A 19,159-nucleotide genomic window follows, 5' to 3' on the forward strand; every position below is an offset into this window, starting at 1 on the left:
GTGGACGTTTGACACTCCTATGGTCGCCGGGCCCGGATACCTGTAAAAGAGACAGCGATAAACAACGACATACGGCCGAAATCCCGGCGAGAAAAAGTCACCCGTCCACCGGCGGCCCCGCACCGTGGGCCGCCCCCGGACGATTGGCCGCCCCACCCCGAACACGCCTTCGCCCTGATCCCGACCCATGGTCGGGATCAGAGCGAAGGCGGCCACCACGGGGCCCGCGCTACGGCGCGTCCCCCGTGTCTCCGGAGTCCTCCTCCTCCGACGTCCACCCCTCCGGCAGCGCGCCCTCCACCCCGTACACCGCGACGTCGTACTCCAGGGAGTAGTCCGACGGACTCAGCACCAACTGCCCGTCGAGGAGAGCCACATAGGTGGAGCCCGACAGGTAGATGTCGTCGGTCTTGAAGAGCGGCTCCACCGTCTGCCCGTCCGGGGAGATCCGCACCACCCGCCCGAGTTCCCTGCCGAAGCCCATCTGGTGGACGAACACCCCGCCCTCGTCGGCCCCGAGGACCATCACCCGGGAGAACTCCTCGGTCTCCAACGACCACACGACGTCGCCCGTGGTGGCGTTCAACGCGGTCACGATCGGGCCGCCGAAGATCGTGGTCGTCGACGCGTACAGCAGGTCGCCGTGGACCACCATGCCGCCGCAGTTGTCGACCGCGCTGTAGGCGACGACGTCGCCCCGGCACATCTCCTGGCTGTAGGCGGCCGTGTCGTCCCGGTCCAGCCCCGTCGCCTCGATCGGGACCTGCCCGGTGATGCGGCCCTCGTCGTCGATGAACGCCAACTCCAACTCGCCACCGAACTCCTCGTCGCGGAGCGTCACCACCAGCGGCGAGGTGCTGTTGATCTTGGACAGCCACCTGCCCTCCGGGATGTCCAGGCTCCACACGGTGTCCCCGCTGGCCGGATCGATGCTCTCCAACCGGAAGAACGGCGGCGTCAGGGTCTCGCTGGCCGCGTCGGTCACCGTGGCGCAGGTACGCCTCCGCAGCAGCGACTCGCCGCCGGCGACCGCGTCCACCGCGCAGATCTCCTCGCCGCTGACGAGCGGACGTTCCAGGGCGAAGTCCGTCCGGCCCGGGGCCTGGTTGAGCACGTCGTACCTGGCGCCGCCCGAGGAGATCACCTCCCCGTCCTCGACGCGGTGCACGCTCCAGCCGCCGACCGTCTGGACCGCGTACGAGGACCCGGCCATGGCGATCTCGAAATTGAGCGGGTTGTCCTCCGGCTCCAGCGGCCGGCTCCACCCCGTCTCACCCGTCGTCAGATCGATCTGGGTGATGTTCTGGCCACAGTTGGACTCCCCGTGGCCGATGACGATCAGGCCGTCCTCCGTGGCGGTCGCCGGAGTGCACAGGCGGTCGGGCCCCATGTCCAACGTCCACAGCACGGACCCGTCCGCCACGGCGTACGCGGAGAAGACACCGCCGCTCGCCTTGACGACGGTGTCACCCACGACCCAGAAGCCCTTCGGCTTGTCGCCGTCCTCCACTCCCGCCTCGTCGACCGCCCACAACCGGCCACCCGGCGTGTCGGGATCGACGGCCACCGGCCGCGTGCCGGAGCTCTCGTCGTCCGGGCCGAAGAGGAACCAGGCGCCGCCGGCCAGAGCCAGCACGAGCACCACGGCGAGCACGCCCAGCACCCACGACCCGCGCTTGCGCCGATGCCCACCCGCCGGCCCCCCGGGCCCCGGGTACGGCCCGGGCCCCGGATAGGGAACCTGCCCCGGGTACGGCGCCTGCCCCGGGTACGGCGCCTGGCCTGGATGCGGCACCTGCCCCGGGTACGGTGCCGGCGCCTGATAGGGCGGGCCACCAGGAGGCCCCGGCGGCGGAACGGGCGGATAGGGATCCCCGGGCTGTCCGGGCTGCGGAGAGAAACCGCCTGACATGATGGCTTCCAGAGGTGAGACGGCTCCGAACGGGGCCGAGAGTTACCAGGACAAAGAACAAGCAAGAACGGTTAAGGACCGACAGAGCCCGCCAGTGCGGCGACCGGGACGGAGACATCCCGGGCGACGGAAACCGTTCCCCGCGCCCGGGCAGGCGCGGCGTGGGGCAGCGGAGAGAACGCCGCCCCTACCGCACCGCCTCGGCGATGTCGCGCACCAACTCCGCGTCCTCCGCCCGAGGAGCCGTAATGCTCCCGGCCCCCGGCCCATAGGCGGCACTCACCACCACCAGCCGGTCACCGAGATGCACCATCGCGTCCAACGGCCCCTGCGCCTCGTCGTTCGGCAGAATCCGCACCGAGGCACCGTCCCCGATATCCGCGACATTGAGCATCTCCGCCGGGACCCGCATGGCCGCCACCCGATCCGGCGCACTCACCGCAACCACCGTCAGCGCCGCCGCCTCCCCGCTGAACTCGCAGTTCAGCGCGCCCCCTTCGCCCAGCACCGAACGAGCCGTCGTCAACTCCTCGCCCAACGCACCCGACGCCAACGCCAGATCGATATCCGCGCACACCCCCTCCGGCACCCCGTCCGCGATCGTCACCTCGGCCGGCAGCCGATCCAACGCCGCCACCGTCATCAGGGCCAGCGCCTCCGCCATGGCCTCGTCGTCCAACGCCGGCATGCCGTCGGGGGAGTCGTTGTAGGTGTAGCGGATATGGAACCCGGTGTCCCCCTCGATCACCCGCAACTCCCGGAAGTGCGTCGACCCGTCGGGCGTCTCGTAGGCCACGACCCGCTGCTCGTCGCCGAACGAGCCGTCCACCACCAGCGCCTCCCGCTCCTGGAACGGCGCGAAGAACGCCTCCCGCTCCGTGCCGGCCACGACGTTGACCGTCATCCCGGCAATGCCCGGCACGTCCTCCGTCAGATACGAACAGCCGGCGAGCCGCCCGCCGTCCGCGTCCGGCGACACCTGCCGAGAGGTCACATACAGCGCGTCCACCCCGATCAGCGGCGCCACCTCCTCCGGCGGCAGCAGATCACACGGGTCGAATCCGGCGTCCTCGACGCGCTCCGCCTCCGGCTCGTCGTCCGCCGCCGCGTCGCCGCGCGCCGCGCCCTCGTCCGCCCCGGCGCTCGCGCCACCCCCCGGCTCCGGCGAACCGCTCTCCGAACAGCCCGCCACGCCCAACAACGCCGCGACCCCGCACGCCACCAGCGACCGGGAACGCCACTTCACCTGCACTGTCATCACGACCGATCCATCTCTCGTTGCTCAGCCGGGCCGGTACCCCCGTTGAATCACCGGCCCGGCACCCCCGTGAGACACACCGCGCCGGACCTCCGGCGCAGGCGATGTCACCATCAGCAAGAATGTGGGCGTCGCTTTCTTCGCACTTTCACGGCGAGCAAAGCGACGCGACGGCGCCCGACACCCCGCCCACTACCAGCACGGGCGCCCCCGGGGGAGGAGACACACCACCATGCGGTTCCTGGTGCTCGGACCAGTACAGATCCAGCGGGACGGCGACGCCCCCGAGGCGGTCTCCGGCCGGCTGCGACGCACCCTGCTGGGTGTCCTCCTCGCCCGAGCCGACCAGCCGGTGCCCGTCGACCACCTGACCGAGACCCTGTGGGGCGAACAACCCGACGAACGCGCCGGACAGCGACTCCACCTCCACGTCCACCGCCTGCGCGCCGCCCTCGACACACCCGACCGGCTCGTCTTCGACAACGACGGCTACCGCCTCCGCGTACATCCCCAGGAAATCGACGCCCAACACTTCGAAGACCTCGCCACCCAGGGACAGGACCTCCTGGGCGACGACCCGCGGCGCGCCGCCACCGCCCTGAGCCAGGCCCTCGCCCTGTGGCGCGGAACCCCCTTCACCGGCCTGGACGTTCCCCTCCTCACCGACTGGACGCACCGCCTCACCGAACGCCGACTCGCCGCCTCCGAGGCGCTGTACGAAGCCCGGATCACCTGCGGACAGGAAACGGCCGTCGTCGCCGAACTCACCGCCCTGGTACGCCAACACCCCCTGCGGGAACGGCTGCACGGCCTCCTGATGGTCGCCCTCCACCGCTCGGGACGCCAGAGCGACGCACTCGCCGCCTACCGCGACGCACGTGAACGACTCGTCGACGAACTGGGCCTCGAACCAGGCCCCGAACTCCGCGACCTCGAACGACGCGTCCTCGCCGGCGACCCCATCGAACTCGGCGGCCAGCACACCCCCCACCCCGCGGTGCCCGCCCAACTCCCCACCGACGTCACCGGATTCGCCGGACGAGACACCGAACTCGCCGAACTCGACCAACTGCTGCTCCACCGCCTCACCACCCACGGCCCCGTCGTCATCTCAGCCGTCGCCGGCACCGCAGGAGTCGGCAAGACCGCCCTGGCGGTGCGCTGGGCCCACCAGGCCCGCGACCACTTCCCCGACGGCCAGCTCTACGTCGACCTCCGCGGCTACGGCCCCGACCAGCCCATAGCACCCGAGGACGCCCTCGCCGGATTCCTCCGCGCCCTCGGCGTCGAAGGAGCCGGCATCCCCCAGGAAACCGCCGAACGAGCCGCCCGATTCCGCACCCTCGTCGACGGACGACGCATGCTGATCGTCCTCGACAACGCCCGCAGCGCCGAACAGATACGCCCCCTCCTCCCCGGCAGCCCCACCTGCCGCGCCCTCGTCACCAGCCGAGACACCCTCGCCGGCCTCGTCGCCCGCGAAGGCGCCCACCGCCTCAGCCTCGACCGGCTGCCCCTCGACGACGCCCGCGCCCTGATGGCCGACATGCTCGGCACCCGCACCCACGCCGAACCCGAAGCCACCGACACCCTCATCGAACAGTGCGCTCGGCTGCCCCTCGCCCTGCGCATCACCGCCGAACTCGCCCGCTCCCAACCCACCCGAACCATCACCGACCTCGCCGAGGAACTGGCCGACCAACAAGAGACCCTCGACCTCCTCGACATCGACGGCGACCCCCACACCGCCGTCCGCGCCGTCTTCTCCTGGTCCTACCGCCAACTCCCGCCCGACGCCGCCCGCGTCTTCCGCCTCCTCGGCCTCCACCCCGGGCACGACATCGACCCGCACGCCGCCGCCGCCCTCGCCGACCGCCCCCTCCGCCCCACCCGCCGCGCCCTGCGCACCCTGCTGCGCGCCCACCTCATCGACCAGAGCACCACCAGCCGCTACCAACCCCACGACCTGCTGCGCGCCTACGCCGCCGAACTCGCCACCACCGCCGACTCCCACACCGAACGCGAAGCGGCCCTCACCCGACTACGGCACTACTACCGTGCCACCGCCTCAACCGCCATGGACGCCCTCGCGCCCTACGAAACCGCCAGACGCCCCACCGTCCCCACCTGGCCCGGCGAAGCCCCACCCCTCACCACCCACGACCACGCCCTCCGCTGGCTCGACACCGAACGAGCCAACCTCGTCGAAGCCACCCGCCACGGCGACCCCACCTTCGTCACCACCCTCTCGGAGACCCTCTGGCGCTACTTCGACATCGGCGGCTACTACGACGAGTCCACCACCGTCCACACCCGCGCCCTCGAAGCCGCCACCACCACCGGCGACACCCTCGGCGAAGCCAACGCCCGACGCCTCCTCGGCGTCACCCTCGAACGCGTCGGTCGGAACCTCGAAGCGGCCATCGACCACCTCCAACAGGCCCTCACCCTCTACGAACACCTCGGCGAAAGCCCCCTCGTCGCCGCCGCCCTCCTCAACCTCGGCAACGTCCACAACTCCCGAGGCGACAACGCCCAAGCCCGGCGCCACTACGAAGCGACCCTCGAACTCAGCGACGGAGACTGGGCGCTGCGCCGCGCCGCCCTGATCAACCTCAGCGGAACACTCCGCCAACTCGGCCACCACCAGGCAGCGATCCACCACCTCACGGAAGCCCTCCCCCTGTGCCGAGAACACAACGAGAAACCCAACGAGGCCAACATCCACAGCGGCCTCGCCCTCTGCTACGCCGCCATGGGCGAGACCGACCAGGCATTCGCACACGTCCGCCGCGGCCTCGACCTCGCCCGCTCGACGAGCTACCGCCTCATCGAGGCACACTGCCTGCGCGTCCTCGGCATCCTCCACCAGCAGCGCGACAACCTCCCACAAGCCCTCCACTGGCACCAGGAAGCAGTCACCCTCGCCCGCGCCATCGGCAACTCCGGCCTGATCGCCACCGCGTTGAACGGCCTCGCCGCCGCCCAGGCACAGGCCGGACACCCCCACGAGGCACTCCGCACCTACCACGAAGCCACCGCCGTGGCCACCGAGGGCGACCACCGCGAGAAACTGGCCCACACCCACGAGGGCCTCGCCGAACTCCACACCGACCTCGGCGACCACCCCACCGCCCGCCACCACTGGCAGCAGGCCCTCACCCGCTACGAAGCACTCGGCCTCCCCCAAGCCACCACCATCCGAACACGCCTCGCCACCACCGACACCGGATGAACAGCCGCCGACCACGCCCCCGGCGCGGCTTAGGGTGAACCGAGGCAGCCGGCCTCCTGCTCGCGGCTGCCCCACCCACGTGTTCCAGGGAGGGCGGTTCTGTGGGGTTCCTGGTGTTGGGGCCGGTCGGCGTGTGCTGGGAAGGCGTCCCCACAACGGTGTCGGGACGGCTCAGGCGAGTCCTGCTGGGCGTGCTGCTGGCACGCGGCAACGAAGTGGTGTCCACCCACGTCCTCAGGGACGCCCTCTGGGGCGGAGAGACCGTCGAACGCGCCGGACAACGACTCCAACTCCACGTCCACCGCCTCCGCGGACTACTCGACGAGCCCGACCGACTGGCCCTGGTACCCGGGGGATACCGCCTCCGCGTCGAGGAAGGAGAAGTCGACGCGGACCGCTTCGCGACACTCACCGACGCCGGACGCGCCCTCGTCGCACACGACCCCGAGCGCGCCGTGGAAACCCTCGGCGAGGCCCTCGCCCTGTGGCGCGGCACACCGTTCAGCGACATCGACGTGCCCCTCCTCGACGACTGGACGCAGCGTCTGGCGGAACAACGACTCACCGCCCACGAAGCACTCCACGAGGCGCACCTCGCCTGCGGCCAGCACACCGCGGCCATCTCCGAACTCACCCCCCTGGTACGCGAACACCCCTTACGCGAGCGATTCCACGTCCTCCTCATGGCCGCCCTGCACCAGGCCGGCCGCCGCAGCGACGCACTCGCCGCCTACCACACCGCCCGGAAACACCTCCTGACCGAACTCAACGCCGAACCAGGCCCCGAACTACGCGACCTCGAACACCGCGTCCTCACCGGCGACCCCGCCCCCCTCCCACCCCCGTTCCCACCCCCGCCCCCCACCCGGCCACGACCCGATCACACCCCCACCACCCCACGCCACCGGCCCGACGCCCCGCCCCCCGCCCAACTGCCCGCCGAAACCGGCGGATTCGTCGGCCGCGCCGACGAACTCGACCAACTACGGCAACTCGCCACCCACCGGGACACCACCCCCGGCTCATCCGCCGTCGTGGCCGTCACCGGCACCGCCGGAGTCGGCAAGACCGCACTCGTCGTCCGCTGCGCCCACCAGATCAAGGAAGCCTTCCCCGACGGCCAGCTCTACGTCGACCTCCGCGGCTACGGCCCCGACCACCCCGTACCCCCCGAAGACGCACTCGCCGGCTTCCTCCGCGCCCTCGGACTCGAAGGCGGCCCCCTGCCCCAGGACGTAGCCGAACGCGCCGCCCGCTTCCGCAGCCTGACGGCACAACGCCGCATGCTCCTGGTACTCGACAACGCCCGCGGCGTGGAACAGATACGCCCCCTGCTCCCCGGCAACGCGAACTGCCTCACCATCGTCACCAGCCGGGACTCCCTCGCCGGCCTCGTCGCCCGCGAAGGCGCACACCGACTCTCCCTGGACCGCCTGCCCCTCGACGACGCCCGCCTCCTCATGGACGAGATGCTCGGCGAACGAGCCCACAGCGAACCCCACGCCACCGACACCCTCATCAAACGCTGCGCACGACTACCCCTCGCCCTGCGCATCACCGCCGAAGTCGCCCGCTCCCGACCCACCCGCCACATCGCCGGCCTCGTCACCGAACTCACCGACCAACAAGAGACCCTCGACCTCCTCGACATCGACGGCGACCCCCACACCGCCGTCCGCGCCGTCTTCTCCTGGTCCTACGAACAACTCACCCCCGACGCGGCCAGAGCCTTCCGCCTCCTGGGACTCCACCCCTCCCACGACACCGACCTCCACGCCGTCGCCGCCCTCGCCGACGCCGCCCTACGCGAAACCCGCCACGTCCTCCGCGAGCTCCTCCAAGCCCACCTCACCGACAGCACCACCCACCACCGCTACCGACTCCACGACCTGCTACGCGCCTACGCCGCCGAACTCGCCACCACCCTCGACAGCCGACCCGAGCGCCAAGCCGCCCTGACGCGGCTACGGCACTACTACCTCGCCACCGCCTCAGCCGCCATGGACACCATCGCCCCCTTCGAATCCAGCAAACGCCCCAAAGTATCCGAATGGACACACCACGCCCCCCACCTCACCACACCACACGAAGCCCTCCACTGGCTGGACGCCGAACGAGGCAACCTCGTGGAATCCACCCGCGACGGCGACCCCGCCCACACCATCGCCATGTCCGAGACGATCCGGCGCTACCTCGACGTCGGCGGATACCACGACGAAGCCATCACCCTCCACACCCGAGCCCTCCACGCCGCCCGAACCACCCACGACGCCGCCGCCGAAGCCCACGTCCGCCGCTACCTGGCCATGGCCATGGACCGGGCCGGCAGAACCCTCCAAGCCGCGGTCGACCACCTCCAACGCGCCCTCGACACCTACCAACGCCTCGGCCTCCCAGCCGGCCAGAGCGCCGCACTGATCAACCTCGGCAACGTCCACACCTCCCGCGGCCACCACCACCAGGCCATCCGCTACTACGAACAGGGCCTACGACTCGGCGTCGACGACTGGGCCCTGCGCCGCGCGGCCCTCATCAACCTCGGACAGGTACAACGCTTCCTCGGCCATCACCAACTCTCCCTCGGACACCTCGAAGAAGGCCTCAGCCTGTGCCGCGAGCACGGCGACCGGATCAACGAGGCGAACGCCCTGTGCCACCTCGCCGAAACACACACCCTCCTCGGGCACGACCAACAGGCCATGAACCACGTCCGCCCGGCCCTCACCCTCGCCCGCGCCACCGGCTCCCGCCTCATCGAATCCCAGTGCCTGCGCATCCTGGGCCTCCTCCACCAACGACAGGGCGACATCGAACTCGCCCTGCGCCACCACGGCGAAGCCGCCGGCATCGCCCGCTCCGTCGACAACCGCGGCATCCTCGTCACCGTGCTCAACGACCTCGCGGCCACCCAGGCGGCGGCGGGCCACCCCGACGAGGCACTCCACTCCTACGAGGAAGCCATGACAGCGGCGGTCGAAGGCCGCCACCAGGAGAAACAAGCCCGCACCCACACGGGAATCGCCGAACTCCACCACCACCTGGGTGACCACAGCACAGCCCACCACCACTGGCGCCAGGCCCTCCACTGCTACGAGACCCTCGGCCTCCCACAAGCCACCCGGATACGAACCCGACTCACCGACCACCCCGACCCCACACCATGAGCCACCCACACGCGCGAAGACCCCCGACCCCTACCAACCGCCGCGCGCACCGATGGCCCGCGCGACCTCCCCAGGATGAGTCACCTGCGGATGATGCCCAGCGCCGTCGACGACCGCGACAGTGGCACGCGGCAACGCCGCCAACAAGGCGACGCCCTCCGGACTCAACGGATCGTCAGCCCCCACGACCACGTGCACCTCACCCGGATACCGCCGCAACTTGGCCCGCAACTCCTCCCGCCACCGCTGTCCCCCCGCGGCGGCCACCAACCGCGCCACAGCGTCCGCGACACCACCACGCCGAAGATCCGCCACACTCGACCGCAGCGCCCCCGCATACGCCGCGGAACCGGTGAGCCGCTCGGCCAGCCCCCCGGGCGACACCCGGCGCAGATACCAGCGCCCCGCCGGCACCCACCGCGCGGTACGCGCCAAACCCCCCTGAAGAAAGAACGGCGACACCAGCGTCAGCCGCCGCACCACGTCCGGACGAGCGGCCACCGCCTCCACAGCGGCGGCGGCCCCCACGGAATGACCCACCAGGTGATCGACACCCGACTCCGCCACCAACGCACCCAGCCACGACGGCCAGTCCTCCCTGGCCCCGGAACTCATCCCCAGACCCGGCAGGTCCACCGCACGCGCATCCCCCAACTCCGCCACCACCGGCGCCCACGTGTCGGCGTTCACCGGCAGCCCCGGCAACACCACCGTCGGCGAGTCCGGCTCACCCAACTCGAACGTCCGCACCCCGCCCCGCACCGTGAAACGCCTGCCCCTCCCGACGGCCTCCCCGAAACGGTGCGCCGCGAGATGGTCCGCCCAACGCAGGACCGTCGTCACCGTGTCCGGCGCCGTCAGCCCATGCCGCGCCGAAAGATCCCGCGCCGAACCCGTCGGATAGCGATCACTCGACAGAAACGTCAACGCCTCCGGATCGACCCGGCTGACCCACCGAGGCAGACGCCTGATCACCGACACCGGGACCCACACCCTGGGCACCCCCACGCGAAAATGCCCCGCGACAAGCGTGAGCAGCTCGGGCAACGAAGGCGTCTCCTCGTCCAACAGCCAGTACGCCATGCCCTCGGCACCCTCGTCCACCGGAAGCAGAGCCATGAACCGCGCGAGATGATCCGCGGCGACCACCGGCACAAAGGTCCGCGCATCACCCGGCAACGCCACCAGCGACCCCTCCCAGACCTCCCGCACGCTCTGCGCGAGCCCCAGGTACTGGTCGGACTCGCCCGTGACACTGTCACCGACCACACTCGCCGGGTTGACGACCGACCAGGGAACACCCAACCGCTCCACCTCGGCCCGGAAGACAGCGTCCGCCTCCATCTTTGACGCCTCATAAGCCCCCAACGCCCGGTACCTCTCCCGCCGCCGCTCCACACTCCACGGCGCCGGCTCCTGCCCCCCGACGCGATAACCGGAGACCAGGACCAGGCGGCGCAGCCGCGGCAGCCCCGCCGCGAACGCCACAACGGCACGGACCGTGTCGACATTCGCCTGACGAGCCTCCCGCACCGACATCCCGAACCGGTAGGCGCCGGCACAGTTGTACACCTCGGTGACGTCCCGGCAGTCACCCTCGACCAGCGACGGCTCCGAGAAGTCCACCCGCAGGTCCGCCCACCCCACCCCACACCCACGCTCATCCAGCCACCGCGCCAGCCGCCGACCCGACTCCGGCGACCGGCTGGCCGCGCTCACCCGCACACCCGCCCGGCACAGCGCGAGCACCAGATGCCGCCCGACGAAACCGCTCGCGCCCAACACCAACGCGTGCCGCTCCACGGCGCTCACCTCACGCCCCCCGCACTGTCGTCCAGCAGGACCGACAACGCCTCGGCGGCGTCGCGCAGCGGCTCCGTCGACCGCCGGGCACGCGACATGATCACCGCCCCCTCCACCATGCTGACCACCGCCGTCGCCAACCCACGAGCGGCGGCACGCGGCCGACCCCGCGCGACCAGAAGCTCGGCCACCGGCACCGTCCACGACTCGAAGGCATCCGCACACGCCTCCCGCAGCCGCTCACTGTGCCCACCCATCTCCAACGTCACCACCGAAACCGGACACCCCAGCTGAAAGTCGCTCCCCTCAAGCATCTCGGCCAACGCCGCGATCACCCGCCCCACCACCACACCCGCCGACGCCGGCGGCGACTCCGCCTCGGCATCGGCGAAAAGAGCACCGAAACGCGAGGCCGCCAACTCGACGGCCCCCGCCCCCAGCGCCTCCTTCCCCTGCGGAAAGTGAAAGTACAACGACCCCTTGGGCGCACCCGCGTGCTCCACCACCGTGTTGAGCCCCGTGCCGCTGTAGCCGTTCCGCTGGATCAACTCCAGCATCGACCCCACCAGCCGCGCCCTCGTCCTCGCTCCCTTGGTCTCCTTCATCCCGCCATAATAGACCGGTCTACATATTCCTTGTCCACGGCCCACCACCCACCGCCAAGCCCCCCAACCCCCGACAGAACCCCCGGCGAGGAACCAGACGAAGCGACAGAAGGTCCTATCCAGGAACGGGCACACGAACCCGCCCAAACACGTCTGGATTCGGGGGGACCAGATCAACATGCTGCGCTTCCACCTGACCGACGCCGACCTCGCGCGGATACGCGTGGCCACCGCACCCGACCCCCTCTGGGAGACCGTCCTCGGCATCCAACAACTACCCAACCGCCGCTCCCACGCCTTCCACACATGGCGCGGCCAAGCCCGCGAGGAACTCACCCGACGGAACCTCGGCGGCCCGATCCGACTCATGAACTCAGCCGCACCCGCCGCAAGTTACTTCCCCGACTTCCTGACCCCACCCGAAGCACAGGACGGCTTGACCACCGGACTCGAAGCCCTGCGCGCGACCCCACCAAGTCGACTCAACCAGGAACTCACCCGCCTGGCGCACACCCGGCGCCTTCCCCACTGGTGCCACGAACTCGCCCACGGAAAGCGCGACCACCTGCGTGAACTCGCCTCGGCCATACGCGACATCCACCACACCATCATCGCGCCGGACTGGACCAAAGCGACCCAGGCGATCGAGACCGACCGGCTCATACGGGCCCGCGCCATCCGCGACGGCGGCCTCCACGGCCTCCTCGAATCCCTCCGCCCCACGGTCGACTGGCAACCCCCCATCCTCCACGTGCCCTACCCGGAAGACCGAGACGTCCACCTGCGGGGACACGGACTGCGCCTGATCCCCTCCTACTTCTGCTGGCGCACCCCCGTCGCGCTCGCCGACCCCCACCTACCGCAGATACTCGTCTACCCGGCAGCCCGCGCCACCACCACCGAAACCCGCACCACGGCAACACGACTCGGCCCGCTCACCGGCCTACTGGGCCACACCCGCGCCCGCACCCTGCTCAACCTCGCCGACGCGGCGACCACCGGCGAACTCGCCCGACTGCTCGGAGTGTCCCCCTCCACCGCCAGCGAACACGTCAGCGCCCTGCGCGACGCCGGACTCACCCACCGCAGACGCGAAGGAGGACGCGTCATCCACTCCCTCACCCCGCTGGGCACCGCCCTCCTCCGAGGCGAGAACCACCCGCCGAGTGCCACCACGCTCGACCCCTGACCTGCGCCATTCGGCCCACCCCGAACTCCGTCGCCCCCCGACGACAGCCGTCCCCACACTGAGAACGCGGCCGAGGACACCACCGGCCGGGAAGCAACACACATGTGCGGGAGCAAGGCGAATCCCCCCACCACACACGAGGCGGGATACCTGGCTCCCACACCCGCACCAGGGGGAACAGAAATGAAGTACCGCGCCGGACTCATCGGCCTCACACTCGCCGCCGCCATGGCCCTGATCGGCTCCCCAGCGACGGCCGACACCACCACCCAGGCGACCTACGTCAAGAACGCCAAGGTCACGAACAGCTCACCGCCGTCATCCGCCATCTGCCGAGACATCATCAACACCTCCACCATGGGATCGGTGGGCACCGTCTGCTTCGAAGCACACGGCGACGTGTTCTGGCTCAACGACCGCAAGGCGGACGGCGCCTCCATCCGCGCCGTGGGCGAGACATACGCCAACTTCGGCTGCAACGCGACCGCTGGCTCCAGCGCGGGCTGGCAGTACTGCTCCTTCTCCACGGAGATGCGCGAAGGCGTGACCCTCTACTTCATGGGCTACGCCGTCAAGAACGGCAGCGTCCTGCACACCAGCGAAGAGGTCTTCGTCAACAACTAGCCACCCACACAACCACACCCCGCGGGCCGCCCCGTAAAGCGGCCCGCGGGGCCCGTCCACCAACGACCGAAAAGCCCCCATGACCCACCGCACAGCATCTGGTCGGAGCCCTTTCAGACAGGAAGCTGCCAGCGATGGCAGGGCAACCACCGCAGACGGGCGAGGGCCAAGGGCCTATCCACCCTCCGCTCGCAGCCCGGTCCAGTCCGGAGTCAGTGGGCTGCTGGTACCCCCCGTCCACCACGAGCACGACGGCGGCACTCGGGACGCGAACCGGCGGACCCGAGGGCGATGCCGGTGACCGGATCGGTGCGCGCCGGGCCGGGAGGGATGGCGGTCACGCGCCTCCCCAACGCTGGTAGTTCCCGCCGTTGCACGAGTGTGTGTACACCTCGCCACGGCCGTTGCTGTCCAGACACTTGCCCGTGGCGACGTTCTTCAGCTCCATCGCGCCGGCGCTGTCCCGCACCTGCCAGCGCTGGTAGTTCCCGCCGTTGCAGGAGTGTGTGTACACCTCGCCACGGCCGTTGCTGTCCAGACACTTGCCCGTGGCGACGTTCTTGATCTCCGCAGCTCCAGTGCTGTTGATCTGCCCGTCCCATTTCTGGTAGTTACCGCCGTTGCACTGGAGGGTGTAGACCTCAAGATTGCTGTTGCTGTCCAGACACTTGCTGGTGGCCACACTCTCCAGGGTCGTCGCGCGAGCCGCGGCCGGGGTAGCTGTCATTCCCATCAGCGCGCAGGTCGCGCCCGCGAGGGCGAGCAGGGTACGAATCCGCATGGTCGAGCTCCTGTCGAAGTCCGTCGAGTCGGGGCACCGCCGGTGAGGTCCGAGCGGGGAACACTCCGCCACGCGCCGTGAAGGCGGCGACTGCCGCGACAACGCTGGTGGTCCTGCGCGACCGACACGACACGCCGACACCGCCGTCACCGCGAGTTGTTGATCAACCGTGCTCAGTCTCCGCCCCACCCGGAGCCGCGTCACTCCCTCCAGCGGGTGAACCCCCGCGCTGACGAACGCGTGCGCGGTTGACGGAAAGGTGTCGAGGACCCGAGCCGGATAGGTGGTGACCCCGGTCGGAAGAGCCCGTCCAGGGTCTCCTCACGGAAACGGCCGTCGATCGGAAGCGTGGAGGTTGGGTACCCGGGAGTGAGGATGCCGGCCAGCCGGGGATAGCCAATCGCAGGCCAGGGCCCTGGTCATGTCACCGGGGGCAACGCACCGGGAGTTCGCACATCACCGCTCCAGTCCGCACCCCGCTTCGGGCGGAGCTACTTCTCCGCACGATCCTGCAAAGCACCGATGATCTCCGCCCAGACGGGCTGGGCTGCGGGCTCCAAGCGCCCGGCGGCGTCGTGCATGGCGGCGAGGGTCTCCTGGCGCGTGTAGACGAAGAACGGCGACCAGGAGGCGGATGCGAGCCTCTCGCGCAGCTCCCCCAAGACCTCTTCCGCCTTGCTGTGGTGCTGAAGCACCAGGGCCGCGTTCTGCGGGCTGATGGACGGATGGGCGTAGATCTGGCCATCCTCGTTGAGGAACAGGCCGGTGACGATGCCCTCCCGGTAGGCGTCCGGCCAGGCGTCGGGAACCTCCGCACACGGGTCGATGCCCTCGTAACGCACGTTGTGGGTCTCCCGCGCGGCACGGCGTCCGACGGCAAGCCCCAGCCTTCGCTGATCGGATTCCCCCAACCTCGGGACATCGGCCGCAGCCAGGCGCTGCGCGAGATCCCCGCCGTAGAAGGTCTTGCCTTCCAGATCAGCGATCAGAGGCGGCACAGCTCCCAGCAGCACGGTATCCACCCTGACCAATGCCCAGCGCACCCAGATGAGTGCGCCGTGCACGCTCATCTCGATGACCTCGTCGGTGACAGGGTGCAGCACGGCCCGGCCGTGCCCGGTCCCGAAGCGGTTCCGCAGTTGGGCAAGCTGGATGGCTATCTTCTTCGCCTCTCCGGAGACGATTCGGAGCGGGTCGTTGGCCGGCATGTCAGGGCCGGTGACGTACTCGACCACTTGGTGGGCGAGACCGACGACCTTCGTGTGCTCGGCGTTGTCGCTAGTTGCATGTCCCTGTGCTTCCAGAATGACGCGGGCAACGCACTCCACGAGTTCCTTGGCCGAGCCGACGATCAGGGGCCGGTCGTCGGTTGCAACGGCCCGGGCCAGCCGGGCGTAAGAATCTCCTATGGCCTGTAGCTGAGGCGCCGCGAGGCGTTCGGGCTGTGGAAGCGGCTGTTGCGTCAGCAGAGTGATCACGGCTGATTATCTGCCGGGAGCGAACTGCGCCGACAAGCTCTGTCGGTGACGGGTGTTCCAACCAGGCGGCAGGCCCCGGTTCCACAGAAGCGCCGAGGCGGCCGAGCCCCTTCTACAGCCCCAGCTCGTCGAGTACGGCTTGTTGTTCTGCCGGCAGCCGGTGGCGTCTGGTGCGCATGTTGGAGCGCCATACCCCGAGCTTGACCTCTACTGTCTGCTGCTCCTGGCCGTCGTCGTTGTCGCCGGTACCCTCGGTCTTGAGGGCCAGGTGTTCGGTGTGTCTGCGGGGGATGGTGAGGTGGCCTTCGCGGGTGAGGTATTGGCGGGCGGCGGCTACTCCCCGCTCGAACGAAGCGCTGCCGCGCCCTCCGGCGGGCTTCCTGGCCGCCGGCAGGGCGCCGGCGGCCGCAGGTCCCTCGTGCGCCGCGCTGGGCGCCACGGGGGTGGCCATGGCCTTCGCGGGCGCTACGGCGGGTGCCACCTTGGGTGGGGTGATCCCGAGCTGTTCCAGGAGTTCCCGCTGGCCCGGGTGGAGTTTGGCCCATACCACCGGCTGGGACTGCTTGGCCAACCAGCGCCCAACATCCATGCCATGCACCGTCACCCCCGGATCGACGTAGGCCGGGCCGCTCTCCTCGGCGAGGAGGCCGTGGAGAGCGGCATAGTGACGCTGCCACACCGGACTCCAAGCCGGGTTCCAGTGGAGGTCGATCGCCCGCAGCGCCATTTCCCACTCGGGGTGCCCGTCCAGCGCGCCCGGGCGGCGCAGGTTGGACAACCACTGCCCCAACGGCCTGTCCAGGGCAGTCGCCGTCCTCGGCGCGCACAACGTCCAGTACTCCTCGTAGTACGCCTCCGCGGCGGCCAGGTTCTCCTGGAACCGCTCACCAGCGACCGACCACACCATCCCCAACTCCTCCAACCGACGCACCCGCAGACCACTCATCTCCCCAGCCCCATAAGCACGCCGCTGTTCCGCGACCCACTGCCCCAACGGCATCGCCCCCTCCCGACGGCCGTAGGGCACCCTCGCATGCCCCTCCCGCTCGACGTACCGACGCAGGGCTTCCCAGCCGCAGGCCCAGTCCTGCCGCTCGGTGTCGATCACGTTGAACGACACCCACCGCGCGACCATCGCCGGGTCACGCCGCGCCGCAAAACGAAGGAGAAGACGGGATTCTTCCTCACCTTCCCCCGGCTTCGGACCGATAAAGATCGACGGCTCCACCATGCCCTTCCGCGGCTCCTGCGGAATAGCCAGCAATTCCACAGCTTCCTCATCATGCGCCCGCAGCCCCTCCAATACCTTGACCAAAGGGCGGTACGAGCTAGAGGTAAACATATCCTCCGGGGCCTCACCGGGCTGGAGAAAAACCGGCACAACCAACGAAGCCAACTTCCCTTCGCCAGGCTTTTGCCGCAACGCCCGACCGATGGCCTGGACAATGTCGTGCGGCGCGCCCTTCGGGTCCATCAGGGCAACGCTGTCCACCGCCCGAATATCGACCCCCTCACCCAAAACGCGACAGTTGGAAAGCACTGCCCGCCGCGCGGTGGACCTGAATTCGTCCAGCACCGGCTGGCGATGCTCCGGCTCGTGTTCCCCACACAGCCAGTCCGCCCACATCCGCGCCGGGTAGGTCTGCGGCTGGTCGGCATGGAGCTTCCCAGCGACTGCCTTCAGGCCCCCGGCGAACGCCTGCGCCTCCATGGTCCGGTGATGGAAGGTGATACAGGTCTGGAGGTTGTGCTTTGCCATGGCCCGTAGCAGGCCGGCCTGCAACGCTGCCAGGCGCTGCCCGCGCACCTCCTCGCTGCGGCGCTCCTCGCCCATCAGCCGTTCGGGAGTGACGACCGGGTCTTGGATCTCCAACACGATGATCTGGTACCGCGCTAGCAGGCCGCGAGACACACTCGACGCCAACGACAGCTTGTAGAAGACGGGGCCGAAGATCGCCTCATCGTCCATCGACGCGGCCAGCTCCCTCGGCAACGGGTCGCGCACCCCCTCCTCGACTTCCCAGTGCGGGGCTCGCTCCTGCCAGATCCGCGGCGTCGCCGTCAGATACAACCGCCGTGCCGCCGGGATCGCCTCCTGGTCGTGCACCCGGGCCCACCGCTTCCCCAGAGAGCCGGAAGTCCGGTGTGCCTCGTCCACCACCACCAGGTCCATCGGCGCCAGCTGCTGCCCGTAGGCGCCCTCGAACGCCTCCTCCAACACCGGCAGGGACGCGTAGGTAGCGAAGATGACCACCTGCCCCTTTCCGTGCCACAGGCTCAGCCGCACCGGATTCGTCGTCGACCGCACCCCCAGATTCCACAGCTGGGGGTCCTCCTCAAGGGAGCACACCGCCACCGCCGGCCCGGCATGCCCGACACGGTGCCACTCCCGCACCGTCTGGGACAGCAAAGCCAACGTCGGCACCACCACCAGAATGCGGCCACGCGGCAGAATTTCCCGAGCCACGAACGCAGCCATAAAAGTTTTACCCGTACCACACGCGGAAATGACCTGCCCACGAAGACCATTCGAGGGAATCCCACCCGGGGGAATATCGAAGCCACGCACAATGGCATCAACAGCCTCGACCTGATGATTACGGAGATCACGTCTCGACATAGCCACGGGAAAGACACCTCGCAAGGGTGAGAGGAACAGATCGTGAGAGGGGTGGTGGTGCCTAACTCCAGAGCCTACACAGTGCATCAGCCTAGTACATCACCCCGAAACCGCGTGCACCCCCTAATATGACGTCCCGTCATACCCACCCCCATGCGCGTCCATCGCGTGACAGCCCGCTCCAGGGTTGCGCCCCCACAGCTTCTCTCGACCCCTCTCCGTGACGCGCCCCAGAGCCTGAGCTTCACTTCATCAACGCTAGCCCCGGATGATCCTCCGCACCGCCGACCCGCACACCCCCAACCGGGGGTGGTGGCCCCGAATCCCAGCCCTCACACAATGCATCACCACCGCGCCCGCCACCCCTCCCGCTAGCTAGCCGTTTTTGGAATCCCGCTTGCGGGATTCCGCCTATTCGCGCTTGCGCGAATAGGCTACATTTTTCGCATTCCGCTTGCGGAATGCAATTCCCGCGCTTGCGCGGGAATTT

11 protein-coding genes are annotated in these 19,159 nt (G+C 69.6%); 4 read left to right on the forward strand and 7 right to left on the reverse strand.

Going from position 1 to position 19,159, the window contains the following annotated elements; genetic code table 11:
* Positions 1-229: 229 nt before the first annotated feature.
* The gene (locus K4G22_RS31515; protein ID WP_228083887.1) at positions 230-1,795 is read right to left on the reverse strand and encodes an outer membrane protein assembly factor BamB family protein; all 1,566 of its coding nucleotides are present in this window, start codon (positions 1,793-1,795) and stop codon (positions 230-232) included.
* Between the two features lie 304 nt (positions 1,796-2,099).
* Positions 2,100-3,170 carry a DUF3558 family protein gene (locus tag K4G22_RS31520; protein ID WP_228083888.1) on the reverse strand — a complete coding sequence of 357 codons (1,071 nt, stop codon included), beginning with the start codon at positions 3,168-3,170 and terminating at the stop codon, positions 2,100-2,102.
* A gap of 232 nt (positions 3,171-3,402) precedes the next feature.
* Between K4G22_RS31520 and K4G22_RS31525 the strand changes: the two genes are divergently transcribed.
* Positions 3,403-6,405 (forward strand): AfsR/SARP family transcriptional regulator, encoded by a 3,003-nt coding sequence (locus K4G22_RS31525; protein WP_228083889.1) that lies wholly within the window; start codon positions 3,403-3,405, stop codon positions 6,403-6,405.
* 158 nt (positions 6,406-6,563) lie between these two features.
* Positions 6,564-9,569: an AfsR/SARP family transcriptional regulator gene (locus tag K4G22_RS31530; protein ID WP_228083890.1), complete on the forward strand. Its 3,006-nt coding sequence runs from the start codon at positions 6,564-6,566 to the stop codon at positions 9,567-9,569.
* Between the two features lie 30 nt (positions 9,570-9,599).
* Here the strand turns inward: K4G22_RS31530 and K4G22_RS31535 are convergent, their stop codons facing one another.
* Positions 9,600-11,381: an alpha/beta fold hydrolase gene (locus K4G22_RS31535; protein ID WP_228083891.1), complete on the reverse strand. Its 1,782-nt coding sequence runs from the start codon at positions 11,379-11,381 to the stop codon at positions 9,600-9,602.
* The gene (locus tag K4G22_RS31540) at positions 11,378-11,977 is read right to left on the reverse strand and encodes a TetR/AcrR family transcriptional regulator (protein ID WP_228083892.1); all 600 of its coding nucleotides are present in this window, start codon (positions 11,975-11,977) and stop codon (positions 11,378-11,380) included. Before K4G22_RS31540 ends, K4G22_RS31535 begins: the two co-directional genes overlap by 4 nt.
* A gap of 178 nt (positions 11,978-12,155) precedes the next feature.
* Here K4G22_RS31540 and K4G22_RS31545 point away from each other — a divergent pair, with 178 nt between their 5' ends.
* Both K4G22_RS31545 and K4G22_RS31550 read left to right on the forward strand, forming a co-directional pair.
* Entirely contained in the window at positions 12,156-13,166 is a 1,011-nt protein-coding gene (locus K4G22_RS31545; protein WP_228083893.1) for an ArsR/SmtB family transcription factor, read from the forward strand.
* A 183-nt stretch (positions 13,167-13,349) separates the two neighbouring features.
* Positions 13,350-13,790, forward strand: coding sequence for a hypothetical protein (locus K4G22_RS31550; protein ID WP_228083894.1), 441 nt, complete (start codon positions 13,350-13,352; stop codon positions 13,788-13,790).
* 337 nt (positions 13,791-14,127) lie between these two features.
* Here K4G22_RS31550 and K4G22_RS31555 read toward each other — a convergent pair whose 3' ends face one another.
* From K4G22_RS31555 to K4G22_RS31565, 3 genes are all read right to left on the reverse strand, one after another.
* Positions 14,128-14,571: an RICIN domain-containing protein gene (locus tag K4G22_RS31555; RefSeq protein ID WP_228083895.1), complete on the reverse strand. Its 444-nt coding sequence runs from the start codon at positions 14,569-14,571 to the stop codon at positions 14,128-14,130.
* Positions 14,572-15,062: 491 nt separating this feature from the next.
* On the reverse strand, positions 15,063-16,049 hold the full coding sequence (locus K4G22_RS31560; protein WP_228083896.1) for an abortive infection family protein: 987 nt from the start codon (positions 16,047-16,049) through the stop codon (positions 15,063-15,065).
* Positions 16,050-16,161: 112 nt separating this feature from the next.
* Entirely contained in the window at positions 16,162-18,669 is a 2,508-nt protein-coding gene (locus K4G22_RS31565) for a DEAD/DEAH box helicase (protein WP_228083897.1), read from the reverse strand.
* Positions 18,670-19,159 lie beyond the last annotated feature (490 nt).

Origin of the sequence: Streptomyces profundus (genome assembly GCF_020740535.1) — a bacterium.
GTDB classification, from domain to species: Bacteria; Actinomycetota; Actinomycetes; order Streptomycetales; family Streptomycetaceae; genus Streptomyces; species Streptomyces profundus.

Excerpts from the sequence above, each read along its gene's own strand:
- K4G22_RS31520 (WP_228083888.1), bottom strand. The coding sequence starts at position 3,170 with ATGACAGTGCAGGTGAAGTGGCGTTCCCGGTCGCTGGTGGCGTGCGGG.
- K4G22_RS31525 (WP_228083889.1), top strand. The coding sequence starts at position 3,403 with ATGCGGTTCCTGGTGCTCGGACCAGTACAGATCCAGCGGGACGGCGAC.
- K4G22_RS31540 (WP_228083892.1), bottom strand. The coding sequence starts at position 11,977 with ATGAAGGAGACCAAGGGAGCGAGGACGAGGGCGCGGCTGGTGGGGTCG.
- K4G22_RS31545 (WP_228083893.1), top strand. The coding sequence starts at position 12,156 with ATGCTGCGCTTCCACCTGACCGACGCCGACCTCGCGCGGATACGCGTG.
- K4G22_RS31550 (WP_228083894.1), top strand. The coding sequence starts at position 13,350 with ATGAAGTACCGCGCCGGACTCATCGGCCTCACACTCGCCGCCGCCATG.
- K4G22_RS31555 (WP_228083895.1), bottom strand. The coding sequence starts at position 14,571 with ATGCGGATTCGTACCCTGCTCGCCCTCGCGGGCGCGACCTGCGCGCTG.
- K4G22_RS31565 (WP_228083897.1), bottom strand. The coding sequence starts at position 18,669 with ATGTCGAGACGTGATCTCCGTAATCATCAGGTCGAGGCTGTTGATGCC.